At 42.2% G+C, this 21,244-nt stretch carries 25 protein-coding genes and 2 pseudogenes; 13 read left to right on the top strand and 14 right to left on the bottom strand.

The genetic code is table 11. The features are described from left to right. Window positions 1-53: 53 nt before the first annotated feature. From RMY27_RS06725 to RMY27_RS06695, 7 genes are all read left to right on the top strand, one after another. Window positions 54-1,511: a hypothetical protein gene (locus tag RMY27_RS06725; protein ID WP_322661585.1), complete on the top strand. Its 1,458-nt coding sequence runs from the start codon at window positions 54-56 to the stop codon at window positions 1,509-1,511. Between the two features lie 2 nt (window positions 1,512-1,513). Further along, a complete protein-coding gene (locus RMY27_RS06720; protein ID WP_322661583.1) occupies window positions 1,514-2,863 on the top strand; it encodes a replicative DNA helicase in 1,350 nt (449 codons plus the stop codon). A 41-nt stretch (window positions 2,864-2,904) separates the two neighbouring features. Continuing rightward, window positions 2,905-3,297: an ASCH domain-containing protein gene (locus RMY27_RS06715; RefSeq protein WP_322661581.1), complete on the top strand. Its 393-nt coding sequence runs from the start codon at window positions 2,905-2,907 to the stop codon at window positions 3,295-3,297. After that, on the top strand, window positions 3,294-4,466 hold the full coding sequence (locus tag RMY27_RS06710) for a DNA cytosine methyltransferase (RefSeq protein ID WP_322661579.1): 1,173 nt from the start codon (window positions 3,294-3,296) through the stop codon (window positions 4,464-4,466). The genes RMY27_RS06715 and RMY27_RS06710 overlap by 4 nt, the downstream gene beginning before the upstream one ends. Further along, window positions 4,463-4,882, top strand: coding sequence for a DUF1392 family protein (locus tag RMY27_RS06705; protein ID WP_322661578.1), 420 nt, complete (start codon window positions 4,463-4,465; stop codon window positions 4,880-4,882). Before RMY27_RS06710 ends, RMY27_RS06705 begins: the two co-directional genes overlap by 4 nt. Further along, entirely contained in the window at window positions 4,860-5,204 is a 345-nt protein-coding gene (locus RMY27_RS06700; protein ID WP_322661576.1) for a hypothetical protein, read from the top strand. The genes RMY27_RS06705 and RMY27_RS06700 overlap by 23 nt, the downstream gene beginning before the upstream one ends. A gap of 109 nt (window positions 5,205-5,313) precedes the next feature. Then, window positions 5,314-5,577, top strand: coding sequence for a hypothetical protein (locus RMY27_RS06695; protein WP_322661428.1), 264 nt, complete (start codon window positions 5,314-5,316; stop codon window positions 5,575-5,577). 166 nt (window positions 5,578-5,743) lie between these two features. Here RMY27_RS06695 and RMY27_RS06690 read toward each other — a convergent pair whose 3' ends face one another. Continuing rightward, on the bottom strand, window positions 5,744-5,911 hold the full coding sequence (locus RMY27_RS06690; RefSeq protein ID WP_416212314.1) for an IS1 family transposase: 168 nt from the start codon (window positions 5,909-5,911) through the stop codon (window positions 5,744-5,746). 48 nt (window positions 5,912-5,959) lie between these two features. Between RMY27_RS06690 and RMY27_RS06685 the strand changes: the two genes are divergently transcribed. Continuing rightward, window positions 5,960-6,115: a hypothetical protein gene (locus RMY27_RS06685; protein WP_322661574.1), complete on the top strand. Its 156-nt coding sequence runs from the start codon at window positions 5,960-5,962 to the stop codon at window positions 6,113-6,115. 96 nt (window positions 6,116-6,211) lie between these two features. On the opposite strand, the gene RMY27_RS06680 is transcribed toward RMY27_RS06685, so the two are convergent. The 5 genes and pseudogenes from RMY27_RS06680 to RMY27_RS06660 all read right to left on the bottom strand — a co-directional run bounded on the left by RMY27_RS06680 (window position 6,212) and on the right by RMY27_RS06660 (window position 9,486). Continuing rightward, complete coding sequence (locus RMY27_RS06680; RefSeq protein ID WP_322661572.1) at window positions 6,212-6,961, bottom strand: S-layer homology domain-containing protein; 750 nt, start codon at window positions 6,959-6,961, stop codon at window positions 6,212-6,214. A 332-nt stretch (window positions 6,962-7,293) separates the two neighbouring features. Next, window positions 7,294-7,557, bottom strand: a complete 264-nt coding sequence (locus tag RMY27_RS06675) for a hypothetical protein (protein ID WP_322661570.1) — start codon at window positions 7,555-7,557, stop codon at window positions 7,294-7,296. A 204-nt stretch (window positions 7,558-7,761) separates the two neighbouring features. Next, window positions 7,762-7,863: pseudogene (locus RMY27_RS06670) on the bottom strand (hypothetical protein); the annotation flags it as partial. A gap of 404 nt (window positions 7,864-8,267) precedes the next feature. Next, window positions 8,268-8,528, bottom strand: coding sequence for a hypothetical protein (locus RMY27_RS06665; RefSeq protein WP_322661568.1), 261 nt, complete (start codon window positions 8,526-8,528; stop codon window positions 8,268-8,270). 448 nt (window positions 8,529-8,976) lie between these two features. Continuing rightward, window positions 8,977-9,486: a GNAT family N-acetyltransferase gene (locus tag RMY27_RS06660; protein WP_322661566.1), complete on the bottom strand. Its 510-nt coding sequence runs from the start codon at window positions 9,484-9,486 to the stop codon at window positions 8,977-8,979. Window positions 9,487-10,029: 543 nt separating this feature from the next. Between RMY27_RS06660 and RMY27_RS06655 the strand changes: the two genes are divergently transcribed. Further along, entirely contained in the window at window positions 10,030-10,305 is a 276-nt protein-coding gene (locus tag RMY27_RS06655) for a hypothetical protein (RefSeq protein WP_322661564.1), read from the top strand. 122 nt (window positions 10,306-10,427) lie between these two features. Here RMY27_RS06655 and RMY27_RS06650 read toward each other — a convergent pair whose 3' ends face one another. The 3 genes from RMY27_RS06650 to RMY27_RS06640 all read right to left on the bottom strand — a co-directional run bounded on the left by RMY27_RS06650 (window position 10,428) and on the right by RMY27_RS06640 (window position 15,658). Then, window positions 10,428-10,760 (bottom strand): response regulator, encoded by a 333-nt coding sequence (locus RMY27_RS06650; protein WP_322661562.1) that lies wholly within the window; start codon window positions 10,758-10,760, stop codon window positions 10,428-10,430. A gap of 183 nt (window positions 10,761-10,943) precedes the next feature. Further along, window positions 10,944-12,166, bottom strand: a protein-coding gene (locus RMY27_RS06645; protein WP_322661777.1) for an ISAzo13 family transposase whose coding sequence is annotated in 2 segments (ribosomal slippage) — window positions 10,944-11,686 and window positions 11,686-12,166 — 1,224 coding nt in all. Because the reading frame shifts where the segments join, the coding sequence is not laid out codon by codon here. Window positions 12,167-12,610: 444 nt separating this feature from the next. Next, on the bottom strand, window positions 12,611-15,658 hold the full coding sequence (locus RMY27_RS06640; protein ID WP_322661560.1) for an ATP-binding protein: 3,048 nt from the start codon (window positions 15,656-15,658) through the stop codon (window positions 12,611-12,613). A 245-nt stretch (window positions 15,659-15,903) separates the two neighbouring features. Between RMY27_RS06640 and RMY27_RS06635 the strand changes: the two genes are divergently transcribed. Beyond that, window positions 15,904-16,047, top strand: a complete 144-nt coding sequence (locus RMY27_RS06635; RefSeq protein WP_322661558.1) for a hypothetical protein — start codon at window positions 15,904-15,906, stop codon at window positions 16,045-16,047. A 716-nt stretch (window positions 16,048-16,763) separates the two neighbouring features. On the opposite strand, the gene RMY27_RS06630 is transcribed toward RMY27_RS06635, so the two are convergent. From RMY27_RS06630 to RMY27_RS06610, 5 genes and pseudogenes are all read right to left on the bottom strand, one after another. Beyond that, window positions 16,764-17,090 carry an EAL domain-containing protein gene (locus RMY27_RS06630; RefSeq protein WP_322661556.1) on the bottom strand — a complete coding sequence of 109 codons (327 nt, stop codon included), beginning with the start codon at window positions 17,088-17,090 and terminating at the stop codon, window positions 16,764-16,766. A gap of 27 nt (window positions 17,091-17,117) precedes the next feature. Further along, window positions 17,118-18,230 carry an IS630 family transposase gene (locus RMY27_RS06625; protein ID WP_322661775.1) on the bottom strand — a complete coding sequence of 371 codons (1,113 nt, stop codon included), beginning with the start codon at window positions 18,228-18,230 and terminating at the stop codon, window positions 17,118-17,120. 193 nt (window positions 18,231-18,423) lie between these two features. After that, a pseudogene (locus RMY27_RS06620) lies at window positions 18,424-18,591 on the bottom strand (IS1 family transposase); the annotation flags it as partial. Then, complete coding sequence (locus tag RMY27_RS06615; protein WP_322661555.1) at window positions 18,573-18,932, bottom strand: hypothetical protein; 360 nt, start codon at window positions 18,930-18,932, stop codon at window positions 18,573-18,575. The pseudogene RMY27_RS06620 and the gene RMY27_RS06615, both read right to left, overlap by 19 nt. Window positions 18,933-19,059: 127 nt before the next feature. Continuing rightward, a complete protein-coding gene (locus RMY27_RS06610) occupies window positions 19,060-19,242 on the bottom strand; it encodes a hypothetical protein (RefSeq protein WP_322661553.1) in 183 nt (60 codons plus the stop codon). 924 nt (window positions 19,243-20,166) lie between these two features. Between RMY27_RS06610 and RMY27_RS06605 the strand changes: the two genes are divergently transcribed. From RMY27_RS06605 to RMY27_RS06595, 3 genes are all read left to right on the top strand, one after another. Continuing rightward, window positions 20,167-20,397: a hypothetical protein gene (locus RMY27_RS06605; RefSeq protein ID WP_322661551.1), complete on the top strand. Its 231-nt coding sequence runs from the start codon at window positions 20,167-20,169 to the stop codon at window positions 20,395-20,397. A gap of 111 nt (window positions 20,398-20,508) precedes the next feature. Next, a complete protein-coding gene (locus RMY27_RS06600; protein ID WP_322661549.1) occupies window positions 20,509-20,760 on the top strand; it encodes a hypothetical protein in 252 nt (83 codons plus the stop codon). A 164-nt stretch (window positions 20,761-20,924) separates the two neighbouring features. Beyond that, window positions 20,925-21,244, top strand: a 320-nt coding sequence (locus RMY27_RS06595) for a bacteriocin (RefSeq protein WP_322661547.1), incomplete at its 3' end; no start/stop codon positions are given.

The raw sequence follows: 21,244 nt of genomic DNA, 5'->3' as shown, positions 1-21,244 counted from the left end.
GTTCTAACGATGAGTTTAACAAAAAAAATAAACATTCCTGGAGGGTTTAAAAGATGACTACCGACAGCTTTAGCGATAACAGAAAAAAACGCCATATTTATATGGATAGTAAGCTTGACGATTTGCCATTAACAATGGAGGCATATCGTGTTTACTGTCATTTGTGCCGTCGAGCCGGTTGTGATAACAATGCTTTCCCTTCCTACAAATCCATTGGTGAGTTCTGCTTTCGGGGGTCTTTTCCAAATTCACCAACTGACACTTTACGCCGAAAAGCGATCGCAGCAGTAAATGAACTTATCTGTTGGAATTTGATCACAAAAACCAGCAGAGAGAATAATGGGCTACAAACATCAAATCATTACAGTCTTACGGACATGGAAGATTGGTTTCCTAATCCATTAAAACCGTCTTCCTTAATTAGAGGAAAGAAAGATTTAGGTGGTGTTGGGGGGACACTAGGGGTAGTGCTGGGGGGACACCCCGGTAGTGCTGGGGGAACACCCCCGGTAGTGTTGGGGGAACACCCCGGTAGTGTTGGGGGGACACCCAAAGATTATCCAATTAAAGATTATCCAATTGAAGTCTATCCACTCAAGGACGCGCCCCTAGCTTCGCCACCCGCGCCCCCCACCCAAGAGAGTATGTGTGAAAAAGAAGAACTTGATTTAACAACGAAAGAAATTGAACTTGAAGAACCAAGCTTAGAAAAACCAACCCCAGAAGAACCAACCCCACAACAACCCACTTCTCTACGAGACGCTGCGCGAACGTTGTCAAAAAATTCCGAGTCTTCGCAACAAACCGATAACCCCTCAAGAGGATCAACTATTGCGGCGGGGTCGTTCGAGAAACGCGAACAATCGAATAAGCTGCAACTAACCTGTCCCTACAAGACAGCACAGAACGTGAAAGAACTGATTGATGCGTGGATCACAGATCCGACTGCTTTTGCTGATGATTTTGTACCACTGGTTGTCAGAGAAAAAATCAAGTGGAATCGCTGGGTTTTACCTTGGCACAGTGGAGAGCGAAAGCTGAATAACCTCTACCAGAACTTCAACCCGATAGTCGTGGACTTCCTGGCACAAGAATTAGCCACTAAGTCGAAATGCTCGGCACAACTCGAAATTACTCATGCGATCGCAGTAATGAACACCTGGGAGAAAACCAAAGGGGGATGGACGAACCTGATGCAGCGTTATCAGCAAACACTATTGCAAACAGAAAAACAGCCCCTACCTCAACAGCACACTGCTTTGGCTCACAGAGCAAACAATATCACTAGCATCACGCTCGAAGATGCTTTGGCACAAGATCAAAAGCGCCGTACTCTTGAGCAATCCATTCGGGTTCCATCCAATGAATATCAACACAGCCCACAGATGCTGGAGCTAAAAGCGAAACTTCAAGCCAAAGCAAATGAGCCAAAAGTTCCGAGCAACACCAGACCATCTTCCATAAATTTACGAGAAGTTGAAGCGCAGTTAAAATTAGCACTAAGAGCCTAATTATGCATTCTAATCAAGACAACGTAGTTTCTTTTGCCCCTGACCGAAATCAAGTCAACTTGCCACCTCAAAACATTGAGGCTGAAGAAGCGATTTTGGGCGGAATTATGCTTGACCCAGAAGCAATGACTAGAGTCAGCGATCGTTTGAGCATTGAAGCCTTCTACATCAGCGCCCACAAAGATATCTATCAAGCCGCAGCCCAGCTTCATGCTACATATCAACCCACAGATTTCCTAAGCGTCACCGCATGGTTGTCTGACCACAATTTGCTCAATCGCATTGGTGGCAGAAACAAGTTAGCGACTCTGGTAGACCGCACTGTATCCGCCGTCAACATCGATGCTTTGGCTGATTTGGTGATGGAGAAATATCGACGGCGACAGTTAATCAAAGTGGGCAATGAAATTGTCCATCTCGGTTACGAGACGCAAACTGAACTACCACTTGTACTATCGCTTGCTGAGGCGAAAGTTTTTGGTGTTACTCAAAATCAAAGCGATGAACGCTGCAAAGTTTTCTCAGCACAAGATATGGGCATTGAACTTTTTCAAAAGTTGGAGATGGGAAGTATGGCAGGCGATAAAGTTGGCTGGTATGACGTCGAAAATATCACCGGGGGAATTTATCCAAGCAGCTTGGTTGTAGTAGCAGCTGAGTCCCACATGGGCAAAACTCACTTCATGGTTTCTTACGCTTACGAAATCATGACCAAACTTGGAAAACCAGTTCTGTATGTAACTCCAGAAATGGACAAGAATCAACTCAATGCCCGAATGCTAGCCCGAATCACTGGCGTAGACGCTTCTATGATTCAAACCAATACTCAATCCTACTGGGAGCAAATAGCACAAGGCATAGGACAGATGGTGGAACTGCCTTGGAAAGTCTATGAGCATTCCTCCCCTACAACCACAATGATTGCAAGTGCGGTCCGCCGTGCTATTGCCGAATTTGGTGGTTCTATTGGGGCTGTGTTTATTGATTACTTGCAGCAGATCCCTCTGGAATCCGGCGGTAACATGGCTTTTGAAGTCGGCAAGATTACCCGCCAGATTCGGGATATTGCTAAGTCTCACAAAATCCCTGTTTTCTTGGGCTGTCAAATCAATCGGGGCAATCAAACAACGGCTGATAAACGCCCTAATCGTCATTTACTTCGCAACTCTGGCGAAATCTTTGAGGTTTGTGACCAGTTAATCATGCTTTACCGAGATGCTGTCTACACAAAAGACCCCAGTGACCGCACTATCGAGTTGATTGTTGAGAAAAACCGCCTTTACGGTAAGCTCGGCACTGCGACCATGTTGTGCGATTTATCGACCTCGAAATTTTTGAACTTGGCAAGATAATTTGATGCAATGAACTTTTTTTAAGTCTTAGAGGTCGATATATGAAAGCGCTATCCGTCCGTCAGCCTTGGGCATGGGCAATAATTTATGCTCTTAAAGATATTGAAAACCGAGGCTGGCCCATTCATTATCGCGGCGACATTCTGATTCACGCCGCAAAAACCTGTACCAAAAAAGAATACTTTGAGGCGAAAGAATTTTGTCAAAGCATGGGAGTAGTAATCCCAGAACTAATATCTCTACGTCGCGGTCAAGTTATTGGCATTGTCACAATAGTAGATTGCAAGTTCTCACAAGTTGCATCTGGCTGGGGGATGGCTGGGCAATACCATTGGCATCTGGAGAATCCGCGAGAAATTACGCCGATTCTTTACATTGGGCGGTTGGGAATTTTTGAAATACCCGATGATTTGGTCATGGAGGTGGCTGCATGACTAAAACAGTCCCCATAATTCGCACACTACAACACCTTGGGGCAACCAGGGAAGATATTACCGCCTTTATCAAAAAAGCGAAATCCAAAAAGACATCACCAAAAATTTTAGATGTCTGCAAAAATTTTGATAACACAAAATTAAAACCAGTTCTTCCAGATGATGCACCGATCGCTGTAGTACTTTTTGCTGGTGGCGGCGGGATTGAAACGGGGATGGTGCAAGCTGGTATTCGCCCAGTCATTGCAGTAGAGTTCGACCCAAGCAAACCAGAGCTAAGTCAGGCGATCGCCAAAACCCATCACCACAACTTCAGCGAGTATGGCTGTAGAATAATCCAGCTAACAGTTCAAGAAGTAGCACGGTTAGGATTTCTAGGTTTTCCCCGCCGCCCCGACTATCTCCACGCCTCCCCGGTGTGCGCCAACTTCAGCCAAGCTCACACAGCCAAAGCTGGTAAGGGTATTGAAACGGCTGATGATCTGACGGCAGCGATCGCAGTAGCAGAAGCCATCCGACAGTTGCAGCCACGGGTGTTTACGCTGGAGAATGTGCCGCGCTATCAGAACAGTCAGAGTTTCAGTATCATCCTGAATGCTTTAGAACAACAGGGGTACTCGGTCAATTACAGTGTGGTCAACATGGCTGACTTTGGGTTGCCCCAGGCGCGGCGGCGGTTAGTTTTGATTGCAAGTAGAGGTTTTCACGTTGCCTTACCTTCGGGAGCTACACCTTGTGGTTGGTACGAAACGATCGCCCATCTCATCCCCACGATGACTGATTCCCAACTACTCCCCAAACAACGGCAAGCTTTAGAGAAATTTTTAGCCGGGAATGCGCCAACACCATTGTTAATAGAAAGAGTGGGGGGGCGTATACACTCCAAATACAAACCTGGACATTTACCTTGCAATACCATTCTGCAATCCCACTTCACCGATCACAAAGGCTGCAACCGAAGTAAGTTCGCTGATATTTGGTTGCCTGATGGTACGGTCAAGTCTTTGTCAATTCAAGGTGCAGCCATTTTGCAAGGTTTTCCGTCTTGGTATGAGTTCCCGCCTGAGACTGCTACGGCGGGGTCAATCATCGGCTACTCTGTCCCTCCCAGTTTCGCAACACAACTATTTATATCTGCACAGAGTAAATTATTCGGAGTGACTGTATGACTAACCTTGTCCAAAACTTAGAACAGTGCTGGTACATCTCTCCACCTTGGGGTCAACGAATCTCGCCGTTACTGGTCAGTTTGTTAGAGCGAGTGTACGTAAAGTCTGCCAAAGCTTTTGGTTATTGCACTGGTGTGGAGTGGTCAGAACATGGCTGGAAATATGAAATCAACGCTAGTAATACCAATATTACTGTTTTGGGAGGTGAACTTATTGGTACAGGTAATTTGCAATCGGTTATTAAAGAAAAACCTGTGTTTCGCCTGGGTGAGTTAGTTGAGTTTCGGTTTCACGGTGATGGCCCACCAATTCGTATTGTTCAGGAAATTCAACTGATTAACGATACGTGGTTTTACAGTGTGGAATGGATGTCTCCCAGCATCTCTGAAAAAGGTGACAAGGTTTTTTACCTCTAGGGATTCCATCGCACGGGTGACTGACTATGACTTGGAGCAGGTGCTCCCGACAATCTGTACCTCATGTTACCGTGCCAAAATCCTCTTCGTGGGCATTCATTACGCTTGGACAGTAGGTAGTTTACTTTTGTACAAAGCTATTACTGTAGAAACTGATAATTATGATAGTTCTGGTACTGAATCCTTACAACGAATCACTGATTATAATCAAGCCTTCAAGATTAATCCTAACGATGCCCTAGCCTACAGCAGACGGAAACCTTGGGAAACAATAATATCCTCTACGCTTGTTGCATCTATTTATATAGCTCAACTTATATAGCTCAACCCTTGATCTTCGAGAAAATATCACCAAATCGACAGAACCATCTGCTTTAGCTGGCAAGATAGAATCGTAATGAAAGTTAACATTGTTAAATATATCTTCAATTATGTTTCCTAACCTTGTGGAAGATACCAAAGAATACTGGTGCAAGTTAAATGAGTTAGAAGTTGCTTACCAAAAAGGTGAAGTCTCTATTGAAGAGGTAGATGCGAGGGTTAAATTGCTGATGACTGAATTAGGTAAAAGTCGCCAGGCAGCATTAAACTACTTTTTGAATAGCTTTTACCATCTTTTGAATGAGCAAGGAGAAGCAATTGTTGGTATAGCAATTTTAGGAGTCATTAGCTACGCTTGGGTGGTTCTCAGCTAAGTAGGCGGCTAGAATAAAATGTAAGATAAAAGAGATTTGTTCTTTGTAGAGGGGCAATATTGCTAATGACTGCACCCATAAAGATAAATTGGCAATGTTCTAGATCGGCTGCTATGTCCTTAAACTAGTAAACCAAACTCATAGCGGTTGATGAATAAACCTATAACTATGCCGTAATCTCCTCTGTTTTAGAAAAGCAAATTGTCTTCCAAGCTAGCTGTTTGATTCTTGTTCTTAATCTCAAGTGCTTCTGTTCAATTCGTTGAATCTTCTGTTTAACTATCTCATGACGCTGTGCTGGTAAATGTCGTTCATAGGCTCTTTGCCCATCCAATCAATTAGAAAGTTCGAGATGTGAAATGCTCCCAAACTAGCGGACTGAATGGTGCTATCAAACTGCTATAACTTAATAAACCAAGCATCAATACAACCCCATCATTTGTATGCCTGTAAACCAATGGTTATTAAAACTTGGTTAAACATGAATGCACCATTACCCCAAGGTAGCGATCGCACGGCTATGGAAAGAGATTGTTAATCACCATTGGTGACGGGCGATAAGCTTTCGCCTAAGCATAAAGGGGATTGCTTACTCCTGCTTTGGACAGACACATAAAACAATGCAGAGTTGAACTTACTTCCTAAGACAGTTGAGCAAGCGTAATGTAGCTGCTGCGGCATAATTACGCCGTGTCCCAAGATTAGGAGAAAAGGCATTTCCTGTTTCGTTGACCGGAGTTGCAACACCGCAGTAGACAGACATCTCTGTAATTGGTTTTTTCGCCCAATGGTTAGATATATCACTGAAGGCTATTGCCTGCTGCTTGTTTATAAGGGCTGAAATTCCTCCGCCCTCATCAGCATATTGAACGGCTTTACGCAATACCGTCATCAACTCAGCACGGGTTACTGTTTGGCTAGGACGAAAAGTGCCATCAGAATAGCCTTGCATAATCCCGTTAAATTTTGCCCACTCAATCATTGCAGCGCTCCAACGAGTTACCTGCACATCCCGATAAGGCTTGCTAGTCACTTTCAATAAGTTTCCTGCTGCTGGTGGTGGGTCATGTGGCACAGTCGCACTACTGACGGGCAGTTTACTGAGCATGTTTATTACCATTGATATTATCTGTTCCCGTGTTAGCTCTAACGTAGGACGAAAGGTATTATTAGAAGTAAAGCCTGCAATAAGCCCTTTCTGAACAGCCTCTTGAATCTCTCTGGCGTAAACATCATCGTCAATATCGGTAAAGCTTGGCACTTGAGCAACTACTGATTTAATCATCAAAGCACATAACAACATAATTGCAGTAGCACCTGCTCCCATTTTGGCAGTTAATGAACCCAAAAAGAAGTTAAAAGTTGGTTTGAGCAAAGGTTTCATAATAAATTGAATGCTTACCTTTGTAGACGTTTCTCTCTTTGCTCAGGTTTCTTCAAGTTATTAGTTATACCTGAAATTCCGCTATTGATGCGTGGGTGGGATTCAAGTTACGACTATCTACCGCTCGGCTAGAAGAATGTAGAGGTGGTTGCAGATGTGACGGGGGCAACTCCAGTACAAGCCTACAATCTCGTCTCCCGCCAGTGGCAACCTGGAGTAGTGAAAGACTACTCTTAACCAGAGGATTTTCTAGAGGTGCGCTGTCTTAGGCAGGGGCTTTTAAGTAATAAAAAAAGGGGCATCTCCCATTAAATTTGCCAGCAATCTTTTTATTAAGACAATTTCTCTAACAACGTTTCTAATGTCTTGTAGCCCCATTTGAGTGTCATCAATCCGCAGATAATTGATAGTAAAACACAGCCCACAGTGCTTCTAGCTAGAGGTAGTGAATACCCAAAATAGGTTGTGTAACAATACCAATGCATTACAGCAATCACTAGTCCGATTACCGCCCCAGCACTAAAGCGCTTAATCAACGTAATAGTAGTTTCTAGGCTTGATTCAGGTTGCTTCAGTTCAGATGATAGTGGTTCCATAAAAGAGTAAAAGTTTTGGCTGTTGAATAATATTTAGTTGAATTTCAGGGCAAAGTTCGATCGCGACATGCAAGCACACTCCGCCATCGCTAAAAAATGACACCTCCATTCTGAAATAGTGGCAATTGAATTACTTGGGTTTGTTTGGCGTTATCCAGGTTGGACAAGGAAATGCTGAGTAGCCTGATGCTGCGGTTTTCTATCTCAACTGCCGTCAAATAGTGCTGTGGCTGTGGTGATTATGGCATCTAATTCATGGGTGTAGCAAGGCATTATCTTACTGCGGGTTATCTGATGATAGACAGAGAACTTGGTTTTTAACGTTAACGTGCGTCCCCTTGTGGAGTGCTGCTCTAGCCTTAAAGCATTCCATCACTTGCATTAACAAAAACATTAGCTAGGAATTAAGCCTTGATTAAGATAAGGTTATACAACAAAGCTTTTCACTTGTATAAGTCCATTTTTCACAGCTAACACCTTTAGGAGCGCTATTGCAGACCCCAGACCCTCCTCAAGTAGGAGACACAGTTTTGATTCTACGTCCTTTCTATGTAACTGGAAAAGTTGGGGTTGTTTGTGGTCGAGAGCCAGACTCAGATGGTCGATCAAGCATACGCTGGCTTAATTCTTGTAGATTCAGATCAGGAAAACATTATAGTTTCACTCAGGAGGAATGAGTTTGAGGTGATTACCCCAGAATTAAAGTAACTTCAAGTTGTTGTCGGTGGCTCGTTACCGATCCCCAGTTCCTTCTTACTGCGCTTTAGCTGTTTCCAAAGTTCCTTAATTTGCTGATAAGCATCTTCTGGCTCAAGCTTACCATTGCTTTCTAAACTGGTGATCATGCCAACTTTTTGAGCAAATTCTTGCAAGTTAGCATTAAACACTAAGTTTTCTGGTTTAACCTGTCCGTAGTAGCGACCACGAGGGTCAAGGAATTTATTTTTGTCTTCCTCATGAGACTGGTTCATGGCTTCACCTCCCTACTAATAAGTTTTCATCAATAATGAATGTCAACCCAGTTTCAACTATTTCCTTAGCCAAATGGCTGCTTGGAAATATAGTTAGCGATTGCTAGAATCATGAGCCTTTTTTTAGTATGACTCCTAGTCCAAAATCGTCAAATGTAAAGTGAAGAATTTTAGCCATTTAGCTTTTTGGCTGACAGATGGCCTTGCAATGAAGCTAAAAACAGCTTAAGAGTCTAATCTTATTCACACTGCTGAAGCGTTAAAAGATCAACTATCCCAATTCTTCAAGAATTGGAAGATAGTTCAGACACACAATTGCAATCATTGATGAGCTTATGAAATGCTTACGACGGTAACTGAAATTCGTGGCATAGCGGCTGCGCTCAGAGGTTGCTAAAAACTCGAACTCAGTACGAGCGGCTTTCTTCAATCCACTGCACCGCAATTGTTAGACATCAGAAATAAACAAACTAACACTTTTACTATCATCAGATAGTTTAATCATTCGCTCAAAGCTTAGTCCTAGTTTTTTGAGCAGCTTTGCTGAACCATAATTGTCCGGTGTAGTGATAGCGACAATACGAGTTAAGCCGAAGGTTCTTCTCCCATACATGATGACAGCAGAAGCAGATTCATAGGCGTATCCTTTTCCCCGGAATTTAGGAAGAAAGGCAAACCCAACATCCACATCCTCCAAGGAATCTCTTTTTATCAAACCGCAAATTCCAATTGACACGCTCTTTTCCTTTAGTTCAACCAAATACAGCCCGAAGCCGAGACGCTCATACATAGCGACCGGATTCTTCAAAATATAGTCACGAGCATCATCGAGAGTTCTCACACCTTTATCACCAATAAAGCGCAACCACAGAGGGTCATTCAATATCTCAAGAATGAACCCGCTATCTTCAAGTGTCAACTGACGAAGAACTAAACGCTCTGTTTCAAGAACTCTCATAGTCGAACACCAAGTTATTGATGTCTAACTATTTATTATATGAACACGGGATAGGACATAATTTATGATTACAAGAAATAAAATAGAGGACTTTTAAAGTGTTGTCCTCTGGTTTATATAGAAGTTTGATATGTAATATTCTTCTTCTTTTGTTTTGTGTTTTACGCAGAAATAACGAAGCATATTGAAACTGCCGTCATACAAGAGTTAAGGGTAAGTATCAACAGCACCCACGATGTAACTCAGTCAGATGTGTCATCAATCATTGGTTTACATTTGCCCCCTCAAGGCATACCATCATCGCCTCGAATAACTCCACACAGGGACAATTGTGCGATCATTCAAGGTAAAGTGGGCTATTCATCCAGCGATCGCCTGCTCCAGAATCCGGTTATTTAGGGTTAGTTCAACTAAGGCAGTAGCACGTAGCCGTAAATAGTACAAATACACTCATATTCAGCGAAAATTATCCTAAAATGATGGTCAGAGCCAGTCCCAAGCAGCCTAACTAGATAACATCAGTCATATTTTGACAACAAATTGTTGTCAAAAGCTGGGCAAGTGTTGCTCCCCCGAAGTAAAAATCGTGGGCTGTGGAGGCGCGGTTGTGGTAAGCGCAGTTTCGGAGGCGATAGCTATGGCAGAGTGTGTAACGGTGCAATGTGTTCCCGTAGGTATCGCTTGCCCTGCCGCTACTATCGGGTATCTCTGCATGGCGAGGATTTGGGGGATTGGTCGGAACTTGGGGTGCTGGCGGTTCTTTCGGGGTTACAGCAGGAGTCCTATCGGGGGCGGCTGCGGCTGCGGCGATCGTTATAGATGGTTATTGTGATGTCCTTAGTTTACGAAAGTATAAAATTCATTTATTCCAATACTGTTGCCAAGCATAGCAATTCAAAACAGTGGTTAGATATACCCGAAGCTGGCAAATGCTTAAAAAATCAAAGCCTCATTTTGACCTTTCGCTCTCCAGGTTGGAGCAAAACTGTAATCGCTCTGACTAACACTTCCGGCTCCACAGGTTTTGTGATATGAGTTTGAAATCCGAGTTGAAGTGCCCGATGTCGATCCATCTCTGCGGCATAGGCAGTCAACGCGATAGCTGGAATCATTCCACCGTGCTGGAGTGGTCGCGATGTCTGACGACAAGCCGCTTCGCGTCTACGAATTTGCTCTATTAGCATATAGCCGTCCATCTGAGCCATCCCAATATCACTCACAAGTATATCGGGAATCGATTGTTCTAGGGACTTCCAAAGAATAAATTGTCCCAAAAAATTAATCTTTGGGCAGTGACTCAATAATGATAATCATTATTAGGGGGAAGAAAGCGGCAACCGACGGTTGCCGCTTTCTTCCCCCTTTGTAAGCATGAAAAATCTACACTCACGGGAGCAATTCGCAAAGTGAAGTTATGTTTATTTAAGACTATAAAGCTGTAAATTACTATTTATAACTTACGTTTTGGCAAAATTAATATCAATAAACCAATTACCTAGATTGGGAAAAAATTCGTTTTGAGAATTCGTCAAACGCTTAATTTGTTTTTCAATTTCAGACATAGCTTTTTTTGTGAGTTTCACTCCGGTGGCGTAAGTTTGAGTAACTAACTTAACAATTGGATGTTTACCCTTCCATGTCATACTAGCAGCAAAGTTTAAAGCCGTTTCTATTTCATCTAATATGCTGCCGTTCCAATGATTTTCTAATACTGCCCATGTTCTTTCTATGGGATTATATTTGCTATGGTAAGGAGGATAGTAAGCTAAACGTATATTCAATGAGTATTTGTGGGCAAACTCTACTATACGTTTCATAAACTGGGTACGTCGAGAACTATTATCTGGGCCATTATCTTGATTGAGAAGTAATGTTTTAACGTGAGAAAAACGATGTTTCTCACTCATCCAAAAATCCTCTAAAACATCAACTATAAAATCGCTTGTTACTTTCGATTCGGTAAAATATAAAAAAAGTTCATCAAGCTCTGGAAGAAATATTCCATAAGGAGTTACGGTTGTTTTAGGATGATAATCATGGTCATCAGCTTCGACCTTAGCCCGGCTTTTACCTCCTCGGTCAAATGAGCCAATTTTGACGCGAGCTTTTCCATCCAGTGACAGACGCAAGACACTTTCGTCAGAGGATGCATTTTGATTTACTATATCTAGTTGCTCAAAGATTGCGTCGGTTTGGGGAATTTTTTTTGAGGTTGAACTTTAGCTACTCGTCTCAAGTTATAGCCTAACTTGTTCAGTTTAAGACGAATCGTTTCTGAAGTAGGTAAATCTTCATCCCTATAATCACACTTTTCTATTAATTGCTTTCTAACTTCAGTAGCACAGAGGCGAGTATATAGTCTTTGACTTTTAAAAGTTGGGTCTGTCTGGCTTTGTGAATCTACTAAATTTTTGATATCTTTTAAGAGATTTGGTAAATGTAATTCTGCTTTATACCGCCCTTTGGCGCTCATATTGTCAATGCAGGTAATACCACTAGTTAATTCTTTCATCCCTTTACGGATAGTACCTCGATTCCATCCTAATTCCGATTCTGCCAGTCTCTGTCCACCTAGACCGAAACCTTGGACTGTTGACGCTATAAATTTACGTTTTGCAGCACCTTTTAATTGAGATGCTGTTTGTTTCAATAGTTGTTTCAGTGAAGAAGTTAATACTATAGACACCCCTGCTGCACCTAAAAATTCAATCATTATTACTGAATTTACTACAAAAAGGAGGGGGAGAAAGCGGCAGCCATCGGCTGCCGCTTTCTCCCCTGATAAAATGATTATCATTATCTTCAATGGGATGTTTTATTTTTTGGAAGTCCCTTAGTCTGTTAAGGAGTTAAACATTGTCTATCTTTACGCTGCCACTATTTATCTACAGCTTCTTTGGCGGCTACAAGCATAGGTGCGATCGCTTTCGATAGAGTTGGTTTTCAGATTTTCGTGTATGCTCCTATCAGCAGCTTATAGTTGAAAACTTTGAATTATTTTGGTCAAGTCAAGTTTGTCTGCCATTGCGATTGTCACTGTAGCCATAAGTTGAGCAAATTAGGTTCTTGTCAGATTGAGTTTTTTAAATACTCTAGTTATTCTCGTTTTGCTTTATCAGGAGTGCTATCCGCAAGCGATTAAACTTATAATCGTTTGCACAAGCATCTCTGGCTCGATTGGTTTAGAAACATGCTTTTGAAATCCAGCCAGTAGAGCCTGAGCTTGATCAGTTTCCCCAGCGTATGCAGTAAGGGCAACTGCTGAAATTGGCTTACCTTGTTCCATTTCCCGAATTTGTCGCATGAGCATATAACCATCCATCTCTGGCATTCCAATGTCACTAACCAGTACATCGAATTTAGACTGGGCTAGGACTTCTAATGCTGCAATCGCCGATGGCACAGAGGTAACGATCGCTCCAGCCAGTTCTAGAACAAAGAGGATGAACTCACGAGTGTCTGTGTCATCATCAACGACAAGCACCTGAACATTTGAGAGCGGTAAGTCCCGAAGCCTCGGCAACACAGCAATCTGTTCATCTGTTGTCCCATAATTTTTATTTCTGGGCAATGGCAACTTGACAATAAATGTTGCTCCCTGTCCTTCGCCTGAACTCTCGACTTGAATTGTGCCTCCGTGCAGTTCGACAATTTGCCGCGCGATCGCCAATCCCAAGCCCAATCCGCCAAATTTGCGGGTCGTTGCCCCGTCTTCTTGCCGGAAATGTTCAAAGATATAAGGCAGAAAGTCAGGATTAATGCCAATTCCTATATCGCTTACTTGAATTTGGGCATAATTTTCAGCTATTGTTAATGCAACTGTAATCTCGCCTCCATCCGGCGTAAATTTTACTGCATTCGATAAAAGATTCCACAATACCTGCTGCAACCGCCCTGCATCTGCGTTAATTGTCACAACCTGTGGTGAAAATTTCGTCTGAATTTGCAGTAACTTAACTTCTGCTGCTAATCGAACGGTTTCTAAGGCAGCTTTTATCACTACACTTAGATCGACGGGCATGACATTTAAACTCAGCTTGCCACTTAGAATGCGAGAGATATCGAGCAAATCCTCAATTAATTGCACTTGTAGTTTGGCGTTGCGCTCAATGGTTTCCAGTGCATAAGCAGTTTTTGCCGCATCCAATCTGCCATTGCGAAGTAAGCTTGTCCAACCCAAAATTGGGTTGAGGGGCGATCGCAACTCATGGGATAGCACTGCCAAGAACTCGTCTTTAATTCGGTTGGCGCTTTCAGCTTCTTCTCGTGCAGTTTGTTCTCGTTGCAGCAGCCGTTCGCGTTCCGCTTCCGCAAGCTTTTGCTTGGTGATATCTCGTGAGATGGCAACCAATTGGACAACTTTTCCTGACTCATCCCGAATCGGCGAGATGATGCTATCCCACCATTTCGGCAAGCCTTTCATAGTCGGGAGGTAGCCTTGAAATTCTCCCATACTGCCGGCTTTAGCAGCCGCTAAAGCAGCTAATGCATTCTCATAGTCTTCACCTTGCCAAAAACTCACCCAATTCATGTTTAGGAATGACGTTGGATCGTCAATTTCCAAAAGGCATCGCCCACCTTCACTTATGTATTGGACTTCGCCGTTCAATGTTAAAACTTTGATGCAGTCATTGCTGCTCTCTAGAATGCGTTGCTTGAGTTCTTCGCTTTCTCGCAGAGCAAGGTTTGAGCGATCGCGCTCGAACACGATACTGGCGATATGCGTACCGAACTCGGCTAGTTGGTATTCCCAATCGGTCGGCATCCGTGCTTCGTCAAAGCAAAGCATCAGAGATCCGATAGACTGACCGTCCAAACCCAGCACGGGTGCAGAATGGCATGCCAGAATACCATGTGCTACGCATAAATCTCGCCATCCTTGCGACCAGCGCTCATCTTTGGCAATGTCTGAGCAGGTGACAGGCTGACCGCAATACACAGCTGTGCCGCAGGTGCTGATCGCCAGTTCATTAATGGGTGCGCCTTTGAGTCCTTGTCCAAACGATAGCTCAAAGTTCGGGGTAATAAAGCTCTCAAACGCCGAACGTTGAGCATTGGGCAGCAATATGCAGGCGCGAACACGAGGATTAAGCTTGCACATTGAGGCACACAGAGAAGAAAGGCATTCATCGAGTGGGTGTCCTGATGCAGCCAACTCCAGCAGCTTCTTCTGCTCAACCAGCAACAGTTCCGCCTGTTTGCGTTGGGTAATGTCAATTATCAATCCATCCCAGACTGCTCCATCAGCTGTTTGTACCGCACTCGACTTGCCCTGAATCCACTTCAGTTGCCCGGATGGGGTAATAATTCTGCCTTGCCAGTCCCACGGGAGAAAGTTTTCAGAGGCCGCCGTAACCGATGCTTGAAACGAAAAGCGATCGTCGGGATGAATCAGGCTCCAAATTGAGTCTATGTCCTGGACTGCTTCTTTTGGCTCAACTTCAAACAATTCAAGGCAACCTGAATTAACAAAGATAAAGCGCGATACACCATCAGCACAAGGGCTATAGCGATACACCATCCCTGGCATATTTGTAACCAATGTCTGCACCTGCGCTTGGCTTTGGCGTAGTGCCTGTTGCACCTCAACACCTGCTTGACGAAGGCGACTACTATGTATTGCCGCAGCAGTAAAGTCTGCAAGGCTTGTCATCATCCGCATATCTTCGCTATCAAACTGCCTCTCTCTGGAGTGTGATGCAATCCAAATTGTGCCTAGTGCTTGCCCCTCTAACAACAGCGGCACCACTAGCTCTTCGACAATGGCAGGGTCAGCTTGCTGTAAGCTGGGAAAATAGCGCTCTGGGTGATGATACAGTTGCGGACAACCTCGGCTCAAACAGACTCCACAAGGACTGTATTCCCGATCGGTGATGCCGCCCTCATACGGTTCATAAACCCCTGCTAGGGCAACCCAACGCAATACTTCTTCTCCATTCGGCAAGATTTCTATTAAACTGACCCCGGCTGTTCCTGCTTGACACAAATCAACTGCTGCTGACACCAGATACTTAAGAATTGCTTGCGGAGGGCGGGTTAGCTGTTGCGCTAATGCCCTCAGTATTTGAACTTCGGCTTCCAGGTTGAGCGGTCTGCAAGGGCGCTGATACAGTTCATCGGTTATTAAAACACCAGATTCAGAAAGACTCCCAACAGACGTGTTTTCGCTCATAGGAAACTATTTCTTAAAGTAAAGGGACGTTACCGTAATCGCAGTGACGTGCTTCTAGTTAGAAACGGTGTCATCCACATGGCATTTGAACAGGAGTTAGGAAAATGTCTTTTCACTGGCAGACTGTAACTAAGCGTAGGGCAGCAATGGCCAAGAAATTTTTACATTCAGATTTTATCAAATTATCATTCTGACGGCATCTCTCTTATTGTAGACTCAAGGGGAATTTGCTCATCTTGCTGGTTATGGCTCCTGCACACGCTAGAGCGATCGCTAAAACTTTTCTCCCATGTTCAGGTGATATTGCTTTAATGTTGTTTTTATCGAAAAAGGCAGAGGGCAGGAGGCAGGAGGCAGAAGGGAATACTGCCTCCTCTCTCTACCTGTGACCGAAGGAAACAAGGGTATAAAACCCTACCGTCTGTACGGTGCTTACAACTGGTTGGGGTCTGAATCCCCATCCAGTTCTTCCTTCTGCCCTCTGCCTTCTGCCTCCTGCCTTCTTCAAAAGTCAAAATACCTCTGGAATCCGTGTCAATTTACGCCGGAACAGCCAGTTGTCAAACTGGGTATTACTCATAACAAGGTGAGTCAGATTGCATTAAGTTTACGAAGTGCTAGGTACTTTACTAGGTTTATAGAACCCATTTGACATCTTTTACTATGTTGAAGTAGAGCGCGCGCAAAATTTTTAGAAGTTATGCCATACTCTAGCAGCCTCACAGACGAAGAATGGATGATCCTAGTAGTCTGCCAACCAAAAATGTTAGGTGGAGGCAGGCTCTTGAGCAGGGGTGCAGAGGAGAGTTCAATGTACCTTGTTCCTTTACAATTGAAAGAAGCACAACTTAAGATGTCATCTTATGCTTTTTGCCCTGAGCAAAACTAGTAGTCTGCCAAGTCAACAATGCTTGGTGGTTAGCAGAGGGGCAGAGGTCTATGGCAGGAACCCATAACGCGGGACGGTGGGGCAGAGGGGCAGAGGAAAAAGAACTTGGTATAAGCCTCTCAAGAGTTCCCCTGCTCAAGAGCTCTTCTGCCGACCTCCACAAGCGCAATTTTGGGGAAAGCGAACTTCTAGGAAGATATCAAGCTCAAAAAATAGTTACCACTGAGTATTGGTGGCAATTAATGCTGTCGCTTCTAAACTATCCAATGGTTCAGAGAAAAAATATCCTTGAGCAGATTCACATTTCAACTTTCTCAAAAGTGCTAGTTGCTGTTGTGTCTCCACACCTTCAACACTGGGCGAAACACCAAGTTTGTTTGCCAAGGCAATGATAATTTCACAAACTTCTAAATTTCTGCTGCTTGCGTTCATCAAGGTGATAAAAGAGCGATCAATTTTCAATATATCAATCGGAAAGCTAGAAAGGCGACTTAATGAAGAGTAGCCGCTCCCAAAATCATCAATTGATAATGCAATGCCCATCCGCTTGAGTTTTAAGCTGTTGCGCTTTTAATTTGCACAAACAGCATTTCCTTTATCTTTTATCTTTCTTCCCCACTTAATAATAAGCTCTCCATCATTCAAGAGTCTATTTAAAGTAGATTTTAATTCGCACACTGATTGAAATAGTCTATGTGCAATGTATTCTTTACATGAGTGCCAAACTAATTCGATTAGATTGTAATCAGGACTATAAGCGGATAGATATTCTAAAATAATATTCGGGAAATTATTTTCAATCTCGCCACAAATATCTTTACGTTTATGGTAACTAGCATTATCTAGAAAGATGATTACTTTCGGGTCATGCTCTTGAAAGTCTTCTAGACTGTTTCCTAAATCTAACCATTCTTGCACAACAAATTTATGTAGCTCTTTTAACTGTTCATAAAATGTTTCTGCATTTCCTCTTTCAACAAAATAACATACTCGTTTTTTATCGAAAAGCCTTAAACCTCCCATCATGTTTACTCGACCTCTACTACGTTGACCAGTGACTTTTTTTCTTTTTCCTTTTTTACCCCAAGTTTTCCTCCTCAAAACTCGTAAACTAAAACCACTTTCATCCCAAAACCATATTTGGTAAAGCTTCGGGCTTTCTCTTACTATTGATAAATAATTTTGAAACTTTTCTTTAATTTCTTGTCTTTTCTCTGTATTTTGTTTGTCCTCTAGACTATACTTTGCCCAAAGGTAAGCATACTTTTTTCTTTTTAATATTTTCCTCACTTGAGAACCGCTTAATTTTAGTCCTGTTTCTTTCTCTAAATATGTTGATAATCTTTCTGCTGTCCATCTGCCAAACTCATAACCTAATTCGCTTGGCTCTTTCTCTACTGTTTCTAATAGTTTATCTATATAAAATTGATTAACTTTTCTATATTTTCTTTTTCTCCTTCCGTCTTCTAAGCTTTCTATGGTATCTGGATCTCCATGCACACACCAATGTGCTACTGTTCTCCGGGAGCAACCAATTAATGCTGCTATTTCTTCTTGCGTTCTCCCATCATTCATCAATAACAGTATCAAAACACGCTCTCTCATTTCAAAGCGATCGCTTTGTTTTAAGAACTTTTGTAGATGCTGTTTTTGTTCTAAGCTTAGAAAGCCTTTAGCAGGCATAGCAACTTTTACCTGAAGTATACTCCTCTCTATTATATGCAAATTGTAGGCGCAACAGCTTAAGAGGTTAGCACCAGTTTGATCACCGTTTTCCATAATTACGTTTTCAGTGATTTCTAGCACAAGACATTTGGGAGCAAGACCAGTAGAGTACAAAATTTTTTGGCGTTGCTGAATGAAAGGATGAATCGATTTATGTAGGTACAGTTTGATACTTTAAATAGTGGAGTAATAATTTAACTGAGCATCTCATCATTTCTTCTGTCTTGGAATAGCATAAAGTTTTTCGGTGAAGACGTACGAGATAATGTCTAAGCCTTGTGTTTTCATTTTCAACTCGTGTCATGTATGTTTTACTAATATGGGTTTAATTGCTTCTTTCAGGTAATGGTAATGACATAAACCGTGAGCAATTCTAGGTAATGCTAACCTAACAGCTTTGCGAATTGATTGTTGCCCATCACTAACAACTCCATCAATTGGTACATCCAAAATATTAGTTACTTCTAATAATAACGCTGCTAAATCTTCATTTCTTGATGACAATAAGGTTTTAGCTAGTATTATTTCTCCTGATAAGCAATCTCGAATTACCCATAATACCTCATGTCCAATTTCTGGCTGCATCCCATCGATGGCTAATATCACTCGTCCTTGATTTTTAAATATTGCTTTTAACCTTTTATGGTCTTTTAGCCACAAAGAAATTAACTCGTCATATCTGTCGATTAGGTACGTGACCGAACGCTTACCTTATACATATACCCTTTAATTCTAGGTGAGCATGTATTTGGGGAACACTTCTATGTTCCTGATAGCGTAATGCTCCTTATAAAATCACATCCAAACCAAATTCGTTTTGTGGTAGGGCAAGTGACCCTTCTTGCTCTGGTCGATATGCTTTTTTGTACCGCAGACATGACTTATTTTGACATCGCCGAATTTTTAGCTGTAGTTCTACTACCCCATTTAGCGTTCTTATATGCCGAGGATTATTGTATTCATTCCACATTGCTTCACCACACAAAGGGCATTTTTTTTGAACACAATTGAGTACTTCAAACGATGTTGCCTCTGGTTTTAAACTTTTTCTTACCAAGTTTTTGCACCATTATTTCGCTACAAGCTCAAGATTACAGGATTTTCGCTCTTCTCTAGTAAGTTTTGCCACGCTAGGAAATTTTTAACTCATTCACTCACCTAACAAATACATCACCTCTTCTAATTTCTGTTTAGCTTTATAAAGGTTGATTAGTCTTTGCTGTTCCCACGAGTGAGGAACGCTTAATCTTCTTTGTTCCATCGTGATTTTGATGTTACTTTTAGAGCTACCAAGGAAAGGAAATGAAGGAAGAAATACAAAAACAGGATAATCCAGCAAAGTTTTGTAGAGATGCCGTTCAAAAAGCACTGGATCAAAAGAAAAGAAGGCAACAGTAAATAGTATAGGACTGCGATTTTATTTCTAAAAACATACTGCGACTGGAAAGCAACTTTTATCAGGTACTCGACAGAAATTAATTAATCGGTTGATAGAGAATAGGTAGATATATATCGGTAATTCTGAAAATCTCAGAGCAATACTTGGATAAAATAAAAACCTCTAGGAATAAGCCTTCTAGAGGTTTTTTTATATGTGCCACCTACACTAAATAGCTGATCAACAACTAAAATCACACTCACCTTTGAGAGTCTTTTTTCTGAAAGGTTTGTGTAGCAAGCATTCTAGACACTGCAAAACTGTAATTTTATTTTTGGTGGCAGTAACAACGTAGCAGACATAGATTCACACTCATCAGCGAATAAATTCCTGTTTCGTAACGCTTTATAAAAAGGTAGGAAAAGTAGGATAAGTAGGATATTTTGTATGAACCCTTGATTATCCTGTCTCCAGCTTGATACATTAAGTATGCAGTCAAAAAGCAGTTGCAAGCTCATGAAGACTAGTCAATACTTCTCAAGGAAAATCAAAGTAACAGACCTGCAAGCTCCTCTATTGGAACTATCAGACGAAGAAACCAGCAACGTAGTCGGGGGCGTGTCGGCGAACCTGCAAAGTAATGTTGTGGGCGTGTCGGCGAACCTGGGCGAGGCGAAGTTGGAATTCACTTTTGTAGAAAGCCGTAATCCAGTTTCCTATCTTTTTTTCACGGTAGAAGAAGACTAAAGGCGAGGGGCGGACTTTATTATCTCACATCCACACATCAAACCTACAACCTCGATTTGCTTGGATGAATTTTTGTTTAACTGATTAAGTTGTTTAAAAGGATTCAAAAATATGAAAAAAGTAAAAACGATAGAAATTCAAAATCTGCAAGCTCCTCTATTGGAACTATCAGACTCCGAATCGTCGGCAGTGTCAGGGGGTCAAGCAATCATAGATTCAGATACACTCCTCGGAGGTTTTGACGATGATTATTTGGTGGGGGATCAATCAGATTTAAACGTGAATTTAGATTTGATATCTGGAGGAGATCAAGATGGGAATGATTTTTTGGTGGGGGGTCAATCAGATTTCAAGATATTGTAGATTTGATATCTGGAGGAGATGGGAATGATTTTTAATTAGATATCCTCTTCGGCATCCTTTATCATCCTCATAATACCTCACACCCACACATCAAACCTACAACCTCGATTTGCTTGGACAAATTTTTGTTTAACTGATTAAGTTGTTTAAAAGGATTCAAAAATATGAAAAAAGTAAAAACGATAGAAATTCAAAATCTGCAAGCTCCACTTTTTGAGGAACTATCAGACGAAGAAACCAGCAACGTCAACGGGGGCGTAGCTATAGGCGTCGGCGTCCAAAATGGTTTCGTGAGTGTCGATGCAGATATTCCTTCTGTTGATGATTCTTTGATTGGTGATGATGGTAATGATTCTTTGATTGGTGGTGATGGTAATGATTCTTTGATTGGTGGTGATGGTAATGATTCTTTGATTGGTGATGATGGTAATGATTCTTTGATTGGTGATGATGGTAATGATTCTTTGATTGGTGGTGATGGTAA

The sequence above is a fragment of the Nostoc sp. DedQUE09 genome (assembly GCF_034530915.1).
GTDB lineage: Bacteria > Cyanobacteriota > Cyanobacteriia > Cyanobacteriales > Nostocaceae > Nostoc.
This window is presented reverse-complemented; position numbering and strand designations above follow the sequence as displayed.

Coding starts and splice junctions, on each gene's coding strand:
- RMY27_RS06725 (WP_322661585.1), top strand. CDS start 54: ATGACTACCGACAGCTTTAGCGATAACAGAAAAAAACGCCATATTTAT.
- RMY27_RS06720 (WP_322661583.1), top strand. CDS start 1,514: ATGCATTCTAATCAAGACAACGTAGTTTCTTTTGCCCCTGACCGAAAT.
- RMY27_RS06715 (WP_322661581.1), top strand. CDS start 2,905: ATGAAAGCGCTATCCGTCCGTCAGCCTTGGGCATGGGCAATAATTTAT.
- RMY27_RS06710 (WP_322661579.1), top strand. CDS start 3,294: ATGACTAAAACAGTCCCCATAATTCGCACACTACAACACCTTGGGGCA.
- RMY27_RS06705 (WP_322661578.1), top strand. CDS start 4,463: ATGACTAACCTTGTCCAAAACTTAGAACAGTGCTGGTACATCTCTCCA.
- RMY27_RS06695 (WP_322661428.1), top strand. CDS start 5,314: ATGTTTCCTAACCTTGTGGAAGATACCAAAGAATACTGGTGCAAGTTA.
- RMY27_RS06685 (WP_322661574.1), top strand. CDS start 5,960: ATGGTGCTATCAAACTGCTATAACTTAATAAACCAAGCATCAATACAA.
- RMY27_RS06680 (WP_322661572.1), bottom strand. CDS start 6,961: ATGAAACCTTTGCTCAAACCAACTTTTAACTTCTTTTTGGGTTCATTA.
- RMY27_RS06675 (WP_322661570.1), bottom strand. CDS start 7,557: ATGGAACCACTATCATCTGAACTGAAGCAACCTGAATCAAGCCTAGAA.
- RMY27_RS06665 (WP_322661568.1), bottom strand. CDS start 8,528: ATGAACCAGTCTCATGAGGAAGACAAAAATAAATTCCTTGACCCTCGT.
- RMY27_RS06660 (WP_322661566.1), bottom strand. CDS start 9,486: ATGAGAGTTCTTGAAACAGAGCGTTTAGTTCTTCGTCAGTTGACACTT.
- RMY27_RS06640 (WP_322661560.1), bottom strand. CDS start 15,658: ATGAGCGAAAACACGTCTGTTGGGAGTCTTTCTGAATCTGGTGTTTTA.
- RMY27_RS06635 (WP_322661558.1), top strand. CDS start 15,904: ATGGCTCCTGCACACGCTAGAGCGATCGCTAAAACTTTTCTCCCATGT.
- RMY27_RS06630 (WP_322661556.1), bottom strand. CDS start 17,090: ATGGGCATTGCATTATCAATTGATGATTTTGGGAGCGGCTACTCTTCA.
- RMY27_RS06625 (WP_322661775.1), bottom strand. CDS start 18,230: ATGCCTGCTAAAGGCTTTCTAAGCTTAGAACAAAAACAGCATCTACAA.
- RMY27_RS06610 (WP_322661553.1), bottom strand. CDS start 19,242: ATGTGGAATGAATACAATAATCCTCGGCATATAAGAACGCTAAATGGG.
- RMY27_RS06605 (WP_322661551.1), top strand. CDS start 20,167: ATGAAGACTAGTCAATACTTCTCAAGGAAAATCAAAGTAACAGACCTG.
- RMY27_RS06600 (WP_322661549.1), top strand. CDS start 20,509: ATGAAAAAAGTAAAAACGATAGAAATTCAAAATCTGCAAGCTCCTCTA.